12 protein-coding genes and 1 pseudogene are annotated in these 18,863 nt (G+C 40.5%); 8 read left to right on the top strand and 5 right to left on the bottom strand.

Features of this window, described 5'->3' with window-relative positions:
* Both ACE3PQ_RS02205 and trmA read left to right on the top strand, forming a co-directional pair.
* Positions 1 to 373: pseudogene (locus ACE3PQ_RS02205) on the top strand (long-chain fatty acid--CoA ligase); the annotation flags it as partial.
* Between the two features lie 437 nt (positions 374 to 810).
* Positions 811 to 1,905, top strand: coding sequence for a tRNA (uridine(54)-C5)-methyltransferase TrmA (trmA, locus tag ACE3PQ_RS02200; RefSeq protein ID WP_374294816.1), 1,095 nt, complete (start codon positions 811 to 813; stop codon positions 1,903 to 1,905).
* Positions 1,906 to 1,908: 3 nt separating this feature from the next.
* On the opposite strand, the gene chrA is transcribed toward trmA, so the two are convergent.
* The 5 genes from chrA to ACE3PQ_RS02175 all read right to left on the bottom strand — a co-directional run bounded on the left by chrA (position 1,909) and on the right by ACE3PQ_RS02175 (position 8,331).
* Positions 1,909 to 3,081, bottom strand: a complete 1,173-nt coding sequence (gene chrA, locus ACE3PQ_RS02195) for a chromate efflux transporter (RefSeq protein WP_374294814.1) — start codon at positions 3,079 to 3,081, stop codon at positions 1,909 to 1,911.
* 146 nt (positions 3,082 to 3,227) lie between these two features.
* The gene (locus ACE3PQ_RS02190; protein WP_374294812.1) at positions 3,228 to 4,760 is read right to left on the bottom strand and encodes an aspartate aminotransferase family protein; all 1,533 of its coding nucleotides are present in this window, start codon (positions 4,758 to 4,760) and stop codon (positions 3,228 to 3,230) included.
* Position 4,761: 1 nt separating this feature from the next.
* Positions 4,762 to 6,138, bottom strand: a complete 1,377-nt coding sequence (locus ACE3PQ_RS02185; RefSeq protein WP_374294810.1) for a diaminobutyrate--2-oxoglutarate transaminase — start codon at positions 6,136 to 6,138, stop codon at positions 4,762 to 4,764.
* A gap of 928 nt (positions 6,139 to 7,066) precedes the next feature.
* Positions 7,067 to 7,267 (bottom strand): hypothetical protein, encoded by a 201-nt coding sequence (locus ACE3PQ_RS02180; RefSeq protein WP_374294808.1) that lies wholly within the window; start codon positions 7,265 to 7,267, stop codon positions 7,067 to 7,069.
* Between the two features lie 140 nt (positions 7,268 to 7,407).
* Positions 7,408 to 8,331 (bottom strand): DUF4424 family protein, encoded by a 924-nt coding sequence (locus tag ACE3PQ_RS02175; RefSeq protein ID WP_374294806.1) that lies wholly within the window; start codon positions 8,329 to 8,331, stop codon positions 7,408 to 7,410.
* Positions 8,332 to 8,709: 378 nt separating this feature from the next.
* Between ACE3PQ_RS02175 and ahcY the strand changes: the two genes are divergently transcribed.
* From ahcY to ACE3PQ_RS02145, 6 genes are all read left to right on the top strand, one after another.
* On the top strand, positions 8,710 to 10,092 hold the full coding sequence (ahcY, locus tag ACE3PQ_RS02170; RefSeq protein ID WP_374294804.1) for an adenosylhomocysteinase: 1,383 nt from the start codon (positions 8,710 to 8,712) through the stop codon (positions 10,090 to 10,092).
* A gap of 109 nt (positions 10,093 to 10,201) precedes the next feature.
* Positions 10,202 to 11,038, top strand: coding sequence for a methylenetetrahydrofolate reductase [NAD(P)H] (gene metF, locus ACE3PQ_RS02165; RefSeq protein WP_374294802.1), 837 nt, complete (start codon positions 10,202 to 10,204; stop codon positions 11,036 to 11,038).
* A 32-nt stretch (positions 11,039 to 11,070) separates the two neighbouring features.
* On the top strand, positions 11,071 to 11,799 hold the full coding sequence (locus tag ACE3PQ_RS02160; protein ID WP_374294800.1) for a 16S rRNA (uracil(1498)-N(3))-methyltransferase: 729 nt from the start codon (positions 11,071 to 11,073) through the stop codon (positions 11,797 to 11,799).
* An 898-nt stretch (positions 11,800 to 12,697) separates the two neighbouring features.
* The gene (locus ACE3PQ_RS02155; protein ID WP_374294798.1) at positions 12,698 to 14,881 is read left to right on the top strand and encodes a putative bifunctional diguanylate cyclase/phosphodiesterase; all 2,184 of its coding nucleotides are present in this window, start codon (positions 12,698 to 12,700) and stop codon (positions 14,879 to 14,881) included.
* Between the two features lie 185 nt (positions 14,882 to 15,066).
* A complete protein-coding gene (locus ACE3PQ_RS02150) occupies positions 15,067 to 17,340 on the top strand; it encodes an NADP-dependent malic enzyme (RefSeq protein ID WP_374294796.1) in 2,274 nt (757 codons plus the stop codon).
* A 155-nt stretch (positions 17,341 to 17,495) separates the two neighbouring features.
* Positions 17,496 to 18,731, top strand: coding sequence for a multifunctional CCA addition/repair protein (locus ACE3PQ_RS02145; RefSeq protein ID WP_374294794.1), 1,236 nt, complete (start codon positions 17,496 to 17,498; stop codon positions 18,729 to 18,731).
* The last annotated feature ends 132 nt before the right edge of the window (positions 18,732 to 18,863 follow it).

The following is an 18,863-nucleotide window of genomic DNA, read 5'->3' as shown; positions in this document are numbered from 1 at the left end:
TGTGGCAACGATTGACCCAGACGGCTTCTTAGTCATTCGTGACCGATCTAAAGATTTGATCAAATCAGGTGGTGAATGGATTTCTTCGGTTGAACTTGAAGGTATCGCCATGAGTCATCCTGAAATTCGCATGGCAGCAGCGATAGCCGCCAAACATCCAAAATGGGACGAGCGCCCTGTTTTAGTTGCGATTAAAGAAGAAGATAGCAACATTGATGAAGAAGCGGTAAAAGCTTACTATCAAGGGAAAATTGCTGATTGGCAGATTCCAGACCGTGTGATCTTTGTTGATGTGATTCCAATCAACGGCACTGGGAAAATGGTCAAATCAGAACTGCGTGACCAATATGGTGATGTGCTACTCGGTGCATAACTCAATCCCAAATCACTCAAAATCTAATAAAGAAGTGGCGTAAGTCACTTCTTTTTTTGCGAATTAGATTAAGGTTTGTTGACATAAGATGAGTCAAAATTATTGGATTCGTGGGAGCGTCAGTCGCATTGTTCGAGGGCAGAACAATTTAAGTAAAATGACGTTTTTCAAGGTATGAGATAAATTTTAGTGTATGACCGAGTTTGCGACTGACAAATGGTTTTGCTTACTTTTCCCGAAAGAAAAGTGAGTCGAACCGAAGGTTAATCCCGAAATACAAGCGTAAACCGCAAGATCTTGTCTAAAATGCTTTTCCTTTTCACCGCTGTACAATACCAAGTCCATCGAGCTCAGGTTAAGTTCTTTGACTATCCATGATTTTTTAGTGGTAATTTGCTACTATGCACAGCCTCACTCATTAGACTTGTCCGATTCTTATGCAACCCGATTATCAGCAACAACTCGAATTTAAAGTCCAACACTTGCTTGCACAGTTTGCTGAATTTGACATACCTGAAATCGAAGTCTTTGAATCTCCTGAAAGTCACTATCGCATGCGTGCCGAGTTTCGCATTTGGCATACCGATGACGATCTGTTTTATGCCATGTTTGAACGTGATGAAGAAGGTAAAAAACAAGTCATTCACATTGATGATTTTCCAACGGCAACCCAGTCGATTAACGATCTCATGCCAATTCTTTTGGCAGAAGTGAAAGCTAATCCGCTACTCTCAGAACGCTTATTTGAAATCGACTTTTTGGCATCGAAGCATAGTGAAATGCTCGTTTCGATGATCTATCACCGTCAATTAAATGAAGCATGGACTGCAATTGCAAAAACATTACAAGAAAAATTAAACATTAAAATCATCGGTCGTAGTCGTGGACAAAAAATTGTTTTAGCTGATGATTTTGTCATTGAAAAACTCAAGGTCAATGGTCGTGAATTTACCTATAAACAAATCGAAAATGGCTTTACCCAACCCAATGCCATTGTTTGTGAAAAAATGCTGTCTTGGGCATGTGATGTCGCACAAGAAAATCAGACTGAATCACCAACTGATCTATTAGAACTGTATTGCGGCAATGGGAATTTTACCTTGCCATTGTCACAACATTATCGCAATGTGCTTGCAACAGAACTCGCCAAAAGTTCCGTTTACGCTGCCAAATGGAATATGGCAGAAAATCAGATTGAAAATATTCAACTCGCACGGCTTTCCGCGGAAGATTTTACCGAAGCCTATCAAGGCAAACGTGAGTTTCGCCGTTTAAAAGAAGAAAATATTGAATTGTCGAATTATCAATTTGATACGGTTTTTGTTGATCCGCCTCGTGCAGGCATTGATGACGACACGCTTGCCCTAATCGCACAATTTCCACAAATTATTTATATTTCCTGCAATCCTGAAACGCTGTATGACAATTTACAGACTTTAAGTGAAACCCATGACATCAAACGCTTTGCTATGTTTGACCAATTTCCATATACCCATCACGTTGAGTCAGGTGTGCTCTTAGTCAAAAAGTAAGTTTTAAATGACTGCGGACATGATGTGCGCATAACTTAAACTGGCGAGCATCAAAGCCCAAATCGGCAAACGTCCTGTATAAAAAACCGCAAAAGCAATGATCAGAAAAATACCGTCGGTGATTGATTCTACCGATTTGGGTAACATATTTTGAACTAACATCAAAATCAGCAAGGCAATCACCCCTGCACTAATACCCTGAAAGATGCCACGCAAATATTTATTTTTTGATAAATAATTCGACATCGGCAAAGCACCGATTAACACCAACGCCGCAGGCAAGAAAATCGCAAGAACCGCAAATAGTGCAGCAAGCAAACTCATTGATGGAAACGCTGAAGCTCCTAAATATGCACTAAAATTAAATAGTGGTCCAGGTAAGGTCTGAATCACACCATAGCCCGTCATAAACTGATCTTGACCAACCCAATTTTGCTCAACGATGCTCTGCTCCAAAAGCGGTAAAACCACATGACCACCACCGAACACTAATGCACTGGCTTGATAAATTTCGTAGAAGAAATTGGCAGGTTGGTCGGCTGATACAAATAATGGTGTAAACAGTAAAATGCAGAAAAATGCGCTCAAGCAAATCAACGCCGTTATTTTCGATACAGGAAAATCGAGTTGTGATAGCGCCGAATAAGATTGCTTATAAAACAAAAGCAAGCCAAGTAGCGCAGCAATTAAAATGAGTAATAATTGATTCGATTCACTACACACCAAACCAATTGCTGTCAAAATCATCACAATGGCGTAATGAAATTTGGTTTTACAGATTTGCCGACCCATCATCACAACCGCATGAGCAACGATCACCACGATTGCAAGTAACAAGCCTTTTAAAATCATCGCATTGGATAGCCAAGAGAAGTGGCTCAAGCTAATCGCAAATAAATACATCAAAATCGCCCCTGGCAAAGTAAAGCCAAGCCAAGACGCAAATGCACCAAGATATCCTGCCCGATACAGTCCTAGCCCCATGCCGACTTGGCTACTACTTGGGCCTGGTAAAAACTGACACAGCGCTACCAATTGAAGATATTGTTCTGCGCTCATCCAAGCTTTTTGATCAATAATTTTTGTTTGAAACAGTGCAATATGCGCCGCAGGACCACCAAAAGAAATGCAACCCAAATAGAAAAATAATCGAAAAATTGAAAATGGTGTGTCCATATACTTCTAAGAATTTGATCAAAGGAATTAACTTAAAGCAAATATATGACATTGCTGTGAATAAGCAAGCTTTAAAAATCAGGACTTAGATTAGCATTAAAAAAGACCGCCGAAGCGATCTCTAGACGTTGTAGATTTTTCATCAATCAATCGATTGCAGGCGTGTATCGTCCAAAAGCAATATCATCTTTAATGCGATCAGATTCTGCTAAGACCATGTCGAGCAGATTTTTCACATTATCCAGTGTTGCCACAGGACTAAGTGTGGTCATCTTCAAGGATTGATTCAGACCGACTTTGGTCACACCAATGTTCGCCTCGCCACGTGCAAAGAGTTCATCTGCCACATTTTGATTTAAACTATTCAAATATTGCGCTGAATAATCTTTCGGTACGACACGGAATAATACCGATGCAAACTGTGGCTCAACCAATAGCTCTAAACCATCCGTCGCCTTGATATAGTCAGCAACTTCACGTGTCAGTTTCACACCATGATCAATCATTGAACCATAAAGCTCTTCACCGAGTGCCTCAATCGTCATCCACAATTTCAACGCATCAAAACGACGTGTGGTTTGCAATGACTTAGATACTAGATTCGGCACACCATGCTCTTCATCATAAGCAGAGTTGAGATACTCCGCTTCATAATGCATAAAGCGATAGTTTGCTTCATCTTTCAGCAAGAACGCACCACAACTAATGCTTTGGAAATAATGCTTATGGAAATCCAATGTGATCGAATCAGACAATTCAATACCGTCTAACATCGAACGGAATTCATTAGATAAAACCAATGCACCGCCCCAAGCTGCATCAATATGCATCCATGTACCATATTTATTGGTAATTTCACGGATTTGCTTAAGTGGATCAATCGCCCCAGCATCGGTTGTACCAGCAGTTGCGACCACACATGCTACGATTTTGCCTTCAGACTGGAGCAATGCCATGGTTTTTTCTAGGGCATCGACATCCATCTGCGCTTTATCATTGACAGGTACAGTCACGACCGACTGAAAGCCCATGCCCATCATCGCCATGTTCTTTTGCACAGAGAAATGTGCATTTTCAGAACAGATCACTTTGACGTTTTTCATCGCTTCATTCGGCACGCCATCACGCTGAACAGACCACGGTTTATCGTGTTCGTCTTTCCAGTTTTTAGCGATGCACCAGTCACGCGCAAGCAATACACCCATCAAATTCGACTGCGTACCACCAGAGGTAAACACCCCTGCTTGACCTGCGCCATAGCCAACTTTTTGACGAAGCCAATCAATCAGTTGCACTTCCATCAATGAACCCGCAGGACTTTGATCCCATGAATCCATCGACTGATTGGTCGCATTAATCAATACTTCGGAGATTTGACTGGTCACCATCGTTGGACAATGCAAATGCGCAAGTGAATGCGGATGATGCACTTTTAAACTTTTATTAAGGAAAAGTTCAACCATACGTTGTAATGACGCCTGCACGCCCAACCCTTCTTTTGAAGGATTAAAGGCAATGGCACTGCGAAGTTCTTTGATGCTACCGCCAGTGTACATTTTGTCATTTTGCAACCATGTCGCAACCGCTTTGGTTGCTTGCTCCATTGCCGACTCATAGTCAGCAATGGATTGTGCATCGTTACATAGCAAAGCACGGCGATGTTCTGCGAAGTCCACCATATTATGCGCCTCGAACTGTAACTAAAGCTTCTGAAACTGCTTTCTTAAAGCGTTTAATAACTTCTTCACATTCTTCTCGGGTGATGATCAAAGGGCAAAGCAAACGAATCACTGTACCGCCACGACCACCTTTTTCAAGCATCAATTTATTTTCAAAACAAGCACGTTGAATTTCAGCCGCAAGCTGTGAATCCGCAGGATACGCACCTAAATGATTTGGCGCTTGACGCTCATCAACGATCTCGATACCAATCATCAAACCACGACCACGCACATGACCAATACACGGTAATTCTTGCTGTAATTTTTTCATTTCAGCTTGTAGATAATCACCTTGAGTTTGTGCATTTTCAGCCAGTTTTTCAGACTTAATGGTGTTGAGTGTCGCAAGACCTGTACCCATCGCCATTTGGTTGCCACGGAAAGTCCCCGTATGACCCGCAGGTTGCCATGAGTCAAATTTACGCTTAATCGCAAGCACCGCAAGTGGCAAGCTACCACCGACTGCTTTAGACATCACGATCACATCAGGTTCGATGCCTGCATGTTCAAAGGCAAACATTTTACCTGAACGTGCAAAGCCTGCTTGGACTTCATCCAAGATCAATACGATATTGTGCTTTTCAGTCACTTCACGGATTTTTTGCAACCACTTAGTTGGTGCAATCACAACACCGCCTTCACCCTGAATCGCCTCTAGGATGACCGCAGCAGGACGAGTAACACCACTTTCTACATCTTGAATAAAATCTTCAAAATAATGCGTCAAAGCATCAACACCTGCCTCGCCACCAAGACCAAGTGGGCAACGGTATTCATGCGGATATGGCATAAACTGTACACCTGGCATCAAGTTATTGACCGCATTTTTTGCGCTCAAGTTACCTGTCATTGCCAATGCACCATGCGTCATACCGTGATAACCACCAGAGAAGCTGATGACTGTGCCACGACCTGTATAAGTTTTCGCAAGTTTAATCGCCGCCTCAGTCGCATCTGCGCCCGTAGGACCACAGAACTGCAGGCAATATTCTTCTTGACCACCTGGCATATGCGATAGCAATGCTTCTGTAAAGGCATCTTTTAACGGTGTGGTTAAATCAAGGGTATGCAATGGCAAGCCACTTGCGATGGTTTCTTGAATACTTTGGATGACCGCAGGATGGTTATGACCTAGGGCCAAAGTCCCTGCACCAGCTAGACAGTCAAGGTACTCATTGCCCTCAACATCAGTGACCCAACAGCCTTTTGCTTTCGCAATTGCCAAAGGTAATTTTCTAGGATAACTACGAACATTTGATTCCATCTGACTTTGGCGAGTCAAATAATATTCATTAGTTTTGGCAGTAGTTTGTGGATCGTTTGCAGATACGCTCATATCGGATTACCATCTCAGATAAGGGTGTAAGAAATATAAGTTATTATTCAACAACTTATTCCAAGTAGCTAGTTTAGGATTCGTCGCATTTGACGTGCTGTCCTAGGACGCCGATCATACCGATTTTTTATAGAAAAAAAATACTTTTTTGATCATGTTTGCATAAAAAATGAAGCCTTATCATCTTCCTGCAAGGCTCAACTGATAGTCTAACAATGATTAGATGAAAATAAATGACAATATGGAAAAATATACAAAAAAATACGCAATCTCATCACTTGGGCGCTCAATGACTTGCCTTATTTAAAAAAAATTTACTGGACATTTACTTTTTATAATATTTTGGGAAAACATAGATACGTACAACTACGATCACAACTTTAATTTAATGTATACAGAAAACAAATCTAATAAAATGGCAAATACAGTATTTAAAGATTACCAATATGATGAATGTGGCAATTGGGTGGAGAAAGACTAAAAGTGAAACAGAAACCAATTACAGCATTCAAAAAATTGAATGACCTACTACGAGCCATGTAAAAAGCCATAATTATCGCTATCGCTTAATCTAGTCCACTTAACAAAGTTAAATGTATTCACAAAGCTTATGTTGATCGTCAAATTTAAGTATGAAAGTTTGATTATTATCATCTTTAACGACAACATGATCATTCGAAATCATTACCACTTTTAGCGACGTGCCTTCTTCATAATGGATATCTTCATACCCATCCTTTGATAGTGTTTAGGCATCCTTAAGTACAATGACTTGATTAGGGTGTTTCATCACATCCTCCCATACAGTTATTTTGTTATAAAATTTTTTTAAAACTTGACATTTGCCATATTTTTACTATAGATCGTAAGATTACATGTCGTTGATTATAAAATCAACAGTCAAATAGATTTTCTGTAATAAAATTAATCACATATATACCCAAAGCGTTTCTTGATCATCCATACCTATAACAAATGTACGGTCATTATCACTTTTCACAACCACATGATCATTAAGCACAAAAAGTACTTTCAGTAATGTACCTTCATCATACTGGATATCTTCGTGACCATCTTTAGAGAGTACCAACGTATCTTTAAGCACGATTAATTCATTTACATGATGCATATTAAGACCTCCCAAAAGTTACAAGCTTGAATTCATGCTTAATATATTAGGGTGAAACCTTTTGATTAAAACCTTTTAAGCGTAAAGTTTTAGAGGTGTTTTATTATCAAATCCATCGATCAATTACACATTTCTACGTTTTATTTCACATTTTTACGTTGTATGAAGATTAGGTTTAAATCGTGTTTCGGCTTAAAGTTTTTCTCTGTGATTTTAAATTGCGTCTTAGACACTTTTTTTACCTCACCATCCCAGCATAATGACAATAATTCGTCGTCATCACGTTCAATGGTGACATTAAAGCTATCAATCGATTTTGCCCAATTCGCACCTGTTTTCAAAATATAAGAAAGTCCTGAATAAACCCCATAACTGTCGCCTCGATCAACCACCTTTTGAATATTCTGATCAACACAATGTGCTTTTGCAACCTCTTCCCCAAGCCCTAGAGAACCGCCAACCAAAGGCTGATATTGATGAGAGATTTTAGTCATTTCATTGGCTTTAAACTGTTGTTGCCAGCTATAAATAATTTGCGATTGCCAACGCACCGTATCTTCATCTTGAATCGCCAAGAGTTGCTTTACTTTTGGATGAGTACAATTCGCAACTTTTTGATTTACCTTAACTTCATCATCCATATTTTCAAACGTCCACGGTTGCATCAGTTCTTTATCATTAAGATCACAGCTTTTTAACTCCTCGGTGACATCAGCCTGAAAGTCGCCATCTTCTACATACTCTGCTTCGGTACTCGGTAAAAATGCTCGCACATGTATTTGCGGTTTTATTTTTTTGCCATTAGAAGTCACCGTAAAACTATCAACCAACCCAGTGACATCGGCATAGTCATATTCGATATAGTTTTGTACTTTATGTAATGGAAATAAGATGTTTTCGGTAATGTCTCGATCACTCAAATTTTGAAACTGATAATCGACTTTGATCTGCTTTTTACTGAGATACAAGTCTTCTCGTTTCATCTGCATGTACTTGTTTTGAATATATTGAATACCGCCTGTACCGATGTAGCCTGTGCTGTCATTGGCATTCGTCAAAGGCATTAAAAAAGTAAAAATAACAACGCATACAACGTAAATTTTCATCGAGTTCTTTTTATCGTACGTCATCTGCACAGCTCAATTATTTGAATATTTGTTAAAGTTTAACCGAGCAACCGCAACGACGTTGCAATTTCTTGTGAATTTTCTCAATTTAATTGGCACTCCACGAATTTATAAGTACAATAGCCCACAGTCGAGGGGTGCTGCGACTTTTTTACAGACTGACTTTACAAAGAAAGCTTGCAAAGACAGTAATGTGAAATCGCTAGGCTCGACTAATTCGAATCAACACACTTCATAATATAGAGTGAATTCGAAACAAATCAATAACGGCATCCGCGAACAGAATGATCATCACCAATATATTAGGAGATCCTGATGAACGCGGTTAATCCTGCATTTTCAGATTATAAAGTTGCCGACATTTCACTCGCTGAGTACGGTCGTAAAGAAATTAAACTTGCCGAAGCAGAAATGCCTGCTTTAATGGGCTTGCGCAAACGCTATTCTGCTGAAAAACCACTTGCTGGTGCAAAAATCCTCGGCTGTATCCACATGACGATTCAGACTGCAGTTCTGATCGAAACATTGGTCGAGCTCGGTGCAGAAGTACGTTGGACCTCATGTAACATCTTCTCAACACAAGACCATGCCGCAGCTGCGATCGCTGCAAGCGGTGTACCTGTATTCGCTTGGAAAGGCGAAACAGAAGAAGAATATATGTGGTGCTTAGAGCAACAAATCAATGTTGATGGTTCTCCGTGGGATGCCAACATGATTTTGGATGATGGTGGCGATTTAACCGCACTTATCCATGAAAAGTACCCTACACTTTTAGAACGCATTCACGGCATTACCGAAGAAACCACAACAGGTGTCGCACGTCTGATCGAGATGTGGAAAGACGGTACGCTGAAAGTTCCTGCGATCAACGTCAATGACTCTGTCACCAAATCTAAAAATGACAATAAATATGGTTGCCGTCATTCCTTGAATGATGCGATCAAACGTGGTACAGACATGTTGCTTTCTGGTCGCCGTGCATTGGTGATTGGTTATGGCGATGTCGGTAAAGGTTCTGCGCAATCGCTTCGTCAAGAAGGTATGATCGTTCGTGTGACTGAGATTGATCCAATCTGCGCAATGCAAGCGTGCATGGACGGTTTTGAAGTAGTTTCTCCATATAAAAATGGCGTGCAAACTGGTAATAAAGCCGACATTAACTTAGATTTATTGAAAAATACTGATTTGATCGTGACTACGACTGGTAACTACCACGTTTGCGACGCTGCAATGCTGGATACCTTAAAAGCAGGTGCTGTAGTCTGTAATATTGGTCACTTTGATACCGAGATTGATACTGCATATTTGCGTAATTACAAATGGGTTGAAGTCAAACCACAAGTACATCAAGTCTATCGTTCAGAGAATGAAAATGATTATTTAATCTTACTTTCTGAAGGTCGTTTGGTGAACTTGGGTAATGCAACAGGTCACCCATCACGTATCATGGACGGCTCTTTTGCCAACCAAGTCTTGGCACAAATGCACTTATTTGCTGAGAAATTTGCCAATTTATCTGCGGAAGACAAAACCAAACAGATTCGTGTGGAAGTTTTACCGAAGAAATTGGATGAAGAAGTTGCAGCTGCAATGGTCTTAGGTTTTGGTGGTGTGTTGACACAATTGACAACAACGCAAGCGGACTACTTAGGTGTAGCTGTTGAAGGTCCATTCAAAAATGACGCTTATAAATACTAATGATTGAGCAATGCTAATCGTTAGCATTGACGTATTTAGCGAATCTTGACTTATTCAGGATTCGCTTTTCAAAATCATGTGCTCGGAAAATACAAATTAAGGTCTGCTCATGTCAAAACGTATTCCCATTTCTTTTGAATTCTTCCCACCAAAAACTGATATTGGCGCAGAAAAACTTCGTGCAGTCCATCAAGAGCTACAACAACTCAACCCTGAGTTTTTCTCTATCACTTACGGTGCAGGTGGCTCAACACGTGAGCGCACCTTAGCGGCGATTGATGATTTTAATGGCAAAGGCACACCAGTTGCCCCACATCTGTCTTGTATTGGTGATGACAAAGCTCGAATTGCAGAGTTGCTTGATCTTTACAAAGCCAAAGGCATTGACCGTATTGTCGCACTACGTGGCGACCTTCCTTCAGGTCAAGTTGGTTTAGGTGAATTACCTTATGCACAGGATTTAGTGCGATTTATTCGCGAGCATTCAGGCGATCATTTTCATATTGAAGTGGCTGCTTATCCTGAGATGCATCCGCAAGCTGATTCATTTGACAATGACATCAAACGCTTCGTGGAAAAGGCGAATGCTGGAGCAAATGCCGCAATTACCCAGTTATTCTTTAATCCTGATGCCTACTTCTATTTCCTTGATCGTGTAGAAAAATCGGGAATCAATATTCCGATCGCCCCAGGAATCATGCCAATTACCCATGCCAGTAGCTTGATTCGCTTCGCAGATAGCACTGGTGCGGATATTCCACGTTGGATTCGTAAACAACTGGCATCTTATGGTGATGACAGCAAGAGCATTCAAGCATTTGGTCATGAAGTCGTGTTTAAACTCTGTGAGCGTTTGATCGCAGGTGGTGCACCAAGTTTGCACTTTTATAGCATGAACCAAACTGAGCCAACTCGCCAATTGGTGATTGACTTAGGCTTAAACTAAGCTTCGACTGATATTAACTTGAGAATTAAATCATGAACCGTTTCTATATGGATAGCTCACTCGCAGTTGGTGAACACGTTCAATTATCAGAAACGGTTTTCCATCATTGGACACGTGTACTGCGTGCCAAACTAGGTGATCAAGCGACATTATTTAACGGCATTGAGTTTAATGGCTTAGGCGGTGAATATCTGGTTGAATTAACACAAATTGAAAAAAAGTCTGCAACTGTTCGGGTGCTTGAGTTCAATCCTATCAGTCGTGATTTATCGATTAAAGTCACACTCGGACAAGTGATGAGTAAAGGCGATCGCATGGATTATGTGATTCAGAAATCTACCGAGCTTGGCGTATCAGAAATTCAACTTCTCACCAGTGAACGCTGTGAGATGCGCCTAAAATATGACCGTGATCAAAAGAAAATCGAACATTGGCAAAGTGTTGCGATCGCAGCCTGCGAACAATGTGGACTAAATCTCGTACCGAAGATTTTGCCACCTTTATCTGTAAATGAATGGATTGACAGCGTAGATACTGAACTAAAACTCATCATGACTTTAGCAGATCAACCATTTCAATTTTCTGATGAAAAGCCAAAATCAATCGCTCTACTCGTTGGCCCTGAAGGCGGTCTAAGTCAAAGTGAGATTGATTTTGCCCTCGCAAAGCAGTTTCAAGCTTGGACGATCGGTAAACGTGTTCTACGCACAGAAACCGCCCCTATAGCCGCACTGGGTGTCATCAATCAATATTTTGTGTAATTCATTTCCATAAATTTTAAAAAGAACTTGATTTTATAGACGCTAAATTGTAACTTTAGAACTGACGGATTGTTTTCTATTTTATCCTGAATTAACTCATTAAAATATAAATATTTAACCGTAATGATTAATTCTTTTTTGCTTTTAGCATGAGTTTTCGCCATTCTAGGGACATGATGAAATAATGGATAACAGGCAACTCAATTTAATGCTTAATTCTTCAAAAGATGAAGAGCAACTTAAGAGCTTTAAGTCGCTGTATTATTATCGTGCCTTTCAATACATATTCCTATCTCTTACCCTCCTCGTATTTATAATCAACCTATTTCTTAATTTTGAAAGTTTTTCAATTACTACAACCTTATGGGGTTTTATTACGACTGTTACTATTCTGATTTCGCTACTGATTAACCAATCTTTACTATTAGAATTACCAAGAAAGTCCTTATCTGTAAAAACCTATCTCTCTGCGAGCGCTTTTTTACATGGCGTATTATTTGCGATTTGTGTTGCATTAATTAGCAACCACCAAGAGTACAAGGTTGATCACTCACATATTGAGATGATGACTTTAGTTATAGCCTCTGTACTGATTCTTCACACTTCTGCGCTAGTGTTTTTGACACACTATTACTATGTTTTTTTACTATTCTTCTCGCCAAGTGTATTATCACTACTTAGTGTGAATGAGTTATCTAGTAGTCAACAACTTACCCTTATTGATTTTATTAGCTTCATTACCTATGGTGCTTGCTTACTGTTCATGGCACGTATGATCCATAATCGTAGAAATGAATATTATTCTCTAATTGAGAATAATAAAAGTTTAGTCTCAACAAACAATGTTAACACTTCGACAATAAACCATCTTTCAGTCGAGCTAGAGGCAGAAAAGCAGATGGCTATGCGCATTCGTGAAGAGCTTGAAACTAACAATATCTTGTTAGAGCAAAAAATTAAGCAGCGTACAGCGGATATTGAAAGTATCAATGCAAAACTGGAACGCTCACATCAAAACCTCGAATTAGCACATGAAACCGCTGGTATCGCATCTTGGGATTGGGATATTGAAAATCAGAAAATTGAAACGAGTAATTACCCGCAGATTTTCGGCTACAACATCAAAAATGTAGAGCATTATATTTCTCACTTACATGATTTTATTCATGCCGAGGACTTAGAGCATGTAAAAGAAATTATGCGCGAGCACTTGCGTGGCAATGAAGACCGCTATGAAGCGACCTTTCGAGTGTATCACCCAACAGAACGTTGGATATGGGTACATGATCTTGGTCGTATCACACAACGTGATTCCGAAACAAATCGTGCACTGCGTATGGTCGGTATTTGTCGCAATATTCAAAATGAGAAAAAAGTAGAAGAGAGTTTAAAACTCTCTGCCAGTGTATTCAAAAAGGCTGCACAAGGAATTTTTGTACTTGATGACAAGCTCAACTATATCGATGTCAATCCATTTTATCTCAAGCTCATTGAATCTGATGAGGATCAAATCATTGGTCGTCATGTCTTTGATATTTTAAAAAGCTCTAATGTCGATGCGCAGCGCTTAAATTTAACGATTTTGCGTCAGCTGATGAGCACAGGTGAGTTTGAAGGAGAAGTTGTTGAGGTGTTGCGTTCTGGGCGAGAAATTCCGCTTTGGATGCATATCAACGGCATTCGAGATAGCCACAATAAAATCACGCAGTATATCGGCATCGTCACTGACCTGACAGAGCGCAAAGCCTCTGAAAAACGTTTATCTTATCTGGAAACCTACGACACGCTCACAGATTTACCGAACCGTACCTACTTCAACAATCTCATTCACAGTTATTTGACCGAATCCCCAAGGCTACTTCAGCGCTTTGCTGTGATCCGTATCAACTTAGATCGCTTTCGTTACCATAATGAGTATCTCACCCATCAAGGTGGTGATGAGCTGTTAAAAAAAGTAGCGGATCGCCTGCGTCGCAATAACACTGATGCCGTTGTGATTGCACGACTTAATAGAGACGATTTTGCCATGATTTTAGAAGTCAAAGAAAATGTTGATGAAATCAACGACAGTGCGAAGAAAATACTCGAATCTTTTGAAGCGCCGTTTCATGTGCAAAATAAAGAACTGATGTTGAATATTTCCATCGGCGCAGCGATCTACCCTGATCATGGTCGCCAAATGGACAGCTTAAACAACTACGCTGAGCTTGCTTTGTTAGAAGCAAAACGTATCGGCGGCAATACTTTTAGAATATATCACAGCGAAAGTCGACTCTCGACCGAAGCACGCATCAACCTAGAAGCGGAAATTCGTCGAGCCCTTGCTCAAAATGAACTTACCGTCTACTACCAACCTAAAGTCGATACAAAAACTAAAAAAATTTATTGCTTTGAAGCACTTGTACGATGGAATCATCCAGAGCGTGGTGTCATTCCACCTGCTCAGTTCATTCCACTTGCTGCAGAAACCAGTCTAATCACCGACATCGGTCGTGTGGTCTTAGAACAAACTTGCGCTCAAATCAAAGTTTGGTATGATTTGGGGTATCAAGATATTGCGGTTTCGGTCAATATCGTTGTACAACAAATACAACGTGGAAGTTTGGTTGAGGAAATTGATTGTCTGCTACAAAAATACAAAATCAAACCACATCAGCTCATACTTGAGATCACCGAAACTTCATTGATGGAAAATATTGCTGAAGTCCGCCAAGTGATGTCTGCATTTCATCAACGTCACATCAAGATTGCACTTGATGACTTCGGTACAGGCTATTCATCATTGGCTTATTTAGGTATGTATGACTTTGATATTATTAAAATTGATCGAAGTTTTGTCAGCAAACTCGGACAAGCCAACCAAAACGCCATTGTTCGAGCAATTATCGCCATGGCAAAAGCGATGGATAAAAAAATCGTCGCTGAAGGCGTGGAAACTCAAGCGCAATATGACTTTTTGAGCGATGAGGGCTGTGATTATTTACAAGGTTATTTGATCGCAAAACCTATGCCTGCCGATCTTGCGACTGAATTTTTAGAAATTCAAAATATTCAGCAAAATAATCCATTGAAAATGCATTAATGAAACGTCATCACAATCAAATTTCAAAGTAAAACTGCGATATTATTTGATAAAAATTAAACCCTTTAGACTATTGTCGCCGCTTAGAAAATGGTATAGTGATGACCTTAAAAATTTAGTGTAATTTATTTTGTGATTGATGGGTCAGATTCCTGCCCCGATTTGGTATCCGCATAGAGAGTAAGATGGACGAACAAGCATTAAAGCAAGCCGCATTGTATTATCATGAGTTTCCACGCCCTGGTAAAATCAACGTCACACCAAGCAAACAAGTCGTCAATCAACGTGATCTTGCACTCGCCTACTCTCCAGGTGTGGCTGCACCTTGTTTAGAAATTGCCAAAGACCCTGCAAATGCTGCCAAGTATACCGCACGTGGTAATCTCGTCGCTGTGGTTAGTAATGGTACTGCGGTACTTGGACTGGGTAATATCGGACCACTCGCCTCAAAACCTGTGATGGAAGGTAAAGGCGTACTTTTTAAAAAATTCGCAGGTGTTGACGTATTCGACATCGAAATCGCAGAAAATGATCCTGACAAAATCGTCGATATCGTTGCCGCTTTAGAGCCTACTTTTGGCGGAATTAATCTCGAAGATATCAAAGCTCCTGAATGTTTTTACATTGAGCAAAAGCTACGTGAACGTATGAAAATTCCTGTGTTCCATGATGATCAACACGGCACAAGTATCATTGTCGGCTCAGCACTATTAAATGCCTTGCAAATCGTCAATAAAAAGATCGAAGACATAAAAATCATCGTCTCTGGTGCAGGTGCAGCAGCACTGTCTTGTTTAGACCTACTTTGTGCATTAGGTGCACGGAAAGAAAATATCATCGTTGCCGACTCTCGTGGTCTATTGACAACATCTCGTGAAGGCTTGGACGCATCAAAGTTACGTTATGTACAAGATATCCCTGAAACCAAATTACACGAAGTGATTGGCGGTTCAGATATGTTCTTAGGACTTTCTGCTGCGGGCATTTTGACCAAAGAAATGGTTAAAGACATGGCGAAAGATCCGATTATCTTTGCACTTGCCAACCCTGATCCTGAGATTCTTCCTGAACACGCGCATGAAGTCCGCCCTGATGCAATCATGGCGACAGGTCGTTCTGATTATCCAAACCAAGTGAACAATGCCCTTTGTTTCCCATATATTTTCCGTGGCGCGCTAGATGTTGGCGCAACCACCATCAATGAAGAAATGAAAATTGCCTGCGTCCATGCGATTGCTCGTATGGCACATGTTGAAGCTGATGCCGCTTCTTATGGTGAGAAGTCTGGTAGCTTTGGACGTGATTATTTGATTCCTCGTCCACTCGATCAACGTTTGATCCTTGAGATTGCACCTGCTGTGGCACGTGCTGCCATGGAGTCAGGTGTTGCAACTCGCCCGATCGAAGATTTTGCGATTTATCATCAACGTTTGTCTGAGTTTGTATACAACTCAGCTTTTATCATGAAGCCTATTTTTGCCAAAGCGAAAACTGCACCAAAACGTATTGCGTATGCTGAAGGTGAAGATATTCGAGTACTTCGAGCAGCGCAAATTGCAATCGATGAAGGCATCGCATTCCCAATCTTGGTTGGTCGCACCAAGGTGATTGAAGAAAATATTCGTAAACTTGGCTTACGTATGGTTCACGGCGAGAATATCGAAATCGTCGATCAAGAAAATAATCCATCTTATGAAGATTTTTGGAAAGACTACTACAATGCCTTAAAGCGCCAAGGTATTACTGTTGAGTTTGCTCAGCGTGAAGCACGTCGTCGCTCGACTTTGGTTGCGGCTATGCTTGTGAAGTTTGGCAAAGCTGACGGTATGCTATGTGGTACATACTCAGGTTATGATGTTCATTTAGAGTTTGTCAAAGATGTGATTGGCCTAAAAAATGGTCATCAGACATTCTTTACCTTGAATGCGTTAATGCTTGAAGATCGTAATCTCTTTATTGCTGATACTTATGTCAACACCAATCCTACAGCTGAACAATTGGCTGAGATGACGATTTTGGCTGCAGAAGAAGTGCGTCGCTTTGGTATTACACCTCGTATTGCCCTACTTTCTCATTCTAGCTTTGGTAGTGACGAGCTTGATTCTAGTGCGCAAAAAATGCGTGAAGTGTTTCGCATCTTATCTGAAAAAGCGCCAGAGCTCGAAGTTGAAGGTGAAATGCACGGTGATGCAGCGATGGATGAAACCATTCGTGATGGCGCATTCCCGAATTCACGCTTTAAAGGTTCAGCAAACTTGTTAATCATGCCGAATCTTGATGCGGCAAACATTTCATTTAACTTGCTCAAATCAACCGTCGGTAATAATGTGACGATTGGTCCGATCCTGTTAGGTGTTGCAAAACCTGTGCACATTTTGACACCGACTACAACGACTCGTCGTATCATCAACATGACTGCGTTGACTGTTGCTGAAATTCAAGAGAATGAAAAAGTTTAATTTTAAGAAAAGCTTACTTTTCTAACTTTTTCTTGATCGCTAAAACCTCTAATGTCAATTATTGGAGGTTTTTGCTTTTAGGCTTTTAATTCAAAGCGCTTTATATTTGTTATGATCAGAACAATATTTTTGCAAATTTTTATTGATACGTTGTGATGAAAATCTATTTAGTCGGCGGTGCAGTACGTGATCAGCTCTTAGATCGTGAAGTGATCGAGCGTGATTATGTCGTGGTCGGTGCAACGCCTGAGCAAATGATTGCACTTGGCTATCAACAAGTTGGTAAAGATTTTCCAGTATTTTTGCATCCAAAAAGCAAAGAGGAATATGCCCTTGCACGTACTGAGCGTAAAAATGGGCAGGGCTATCATGGCTTTGATTTTTTCACTTCGCCTGAAGTGACTTTAGAACAAGATTTATCACGTCGTGACTTGACGATTAATGCGATGGCGATGGATGAAGATGGCAATATTACCGATCCTTTTCACGGTACGCAAGATTTAAAAAATCGAGTGCTGCGCCATGTATCTGATGCTTTTATTGAAGATCCGCTACGTGTATTACGTGTCGCTCGATTTACTGCCCGCTATCATAATTATGGCTTTCAGATTGCACCCGAAACCATGCAACTGATGCAACGTATCAGTGACTCAGGTGAGTTATCACACCTTTCTGCCGAACGTGTTTGGAAAGAAACGGTGAGAGCACTGGCAGAAAATGATGCTGATGTGTATTTCTCTGTACTTCGTGAAAGTGGTGCTTTAAAAATATGGTTTCCTGAGGTCGATGCGTTGTTCGGCGTACCACAACGTGCTGAATATCATCCAGAAATTGACTGCGGTATCCATACGCTGATGTCGTTACAACAAGCCTGCAAAAACAACTTTTCCACCATCGTTCGCTTTGCGGTGCTTTGTCATGATTTAGGGACAGCATTGACACCCGCTGACGTCTTACCAAGACATATCATGCACGAACAGCGTGGTATTGAACCTGTCAAAGCCCTATGCAAACGCTTAAAAGTCCCGAGTGATTTTCAGCAATTGGCACTGAAAGTGTGTGAATATCATTTGCTCTGCCATCAACTCTTTCAGCTTAAAGCATCCACGATTTTAAAACTATTAAAAAGCCTTGATGCCTTTCGCAAGCCTGAGCAAGTGATTTACTTTGCACAGGCTTGTTTATGTGATGCACGAGGTCGTTTACATTTTGAGGACAAGCCGTATCCACAAGCTGAAGTGCTCATGGATTTGGGACAACAAATTGTGAACTATAAAATTGAGATACCTGAAGGTTTGCAAGGTAAAGCGATTGCTGAGCATCTAGATCGTGAACGATCTAAATGGATCGCTGATTTTATGAAAGAAGCAAAGCAAACACTTTCTGTTTAAATGACTGATTGAGTGTGTAAATAATTCTGTGTAAATGCAGATTTAAAAATACTTGGTTACACGCTCTTCAAAAATGATACTAAAGCGATTCATGGCAGCTTTCCAATTCTGAATAGGCATCGTCCATTTTTT

Source organism: Acinetobacter sp. (assembly GCF_041911495.1).
Classification (GTDB): domain Bacteria; phylum Pseudomonadota; class Gammaproteobacteria; order Pseudomonadales; family Moraxellaceae; genus Acinetobacter.
The sequence above is the reverse complement of the archived record's forward strand: the minus strand, read 5'-3'. Positions and strand labels throughout refer to the sequence as shown.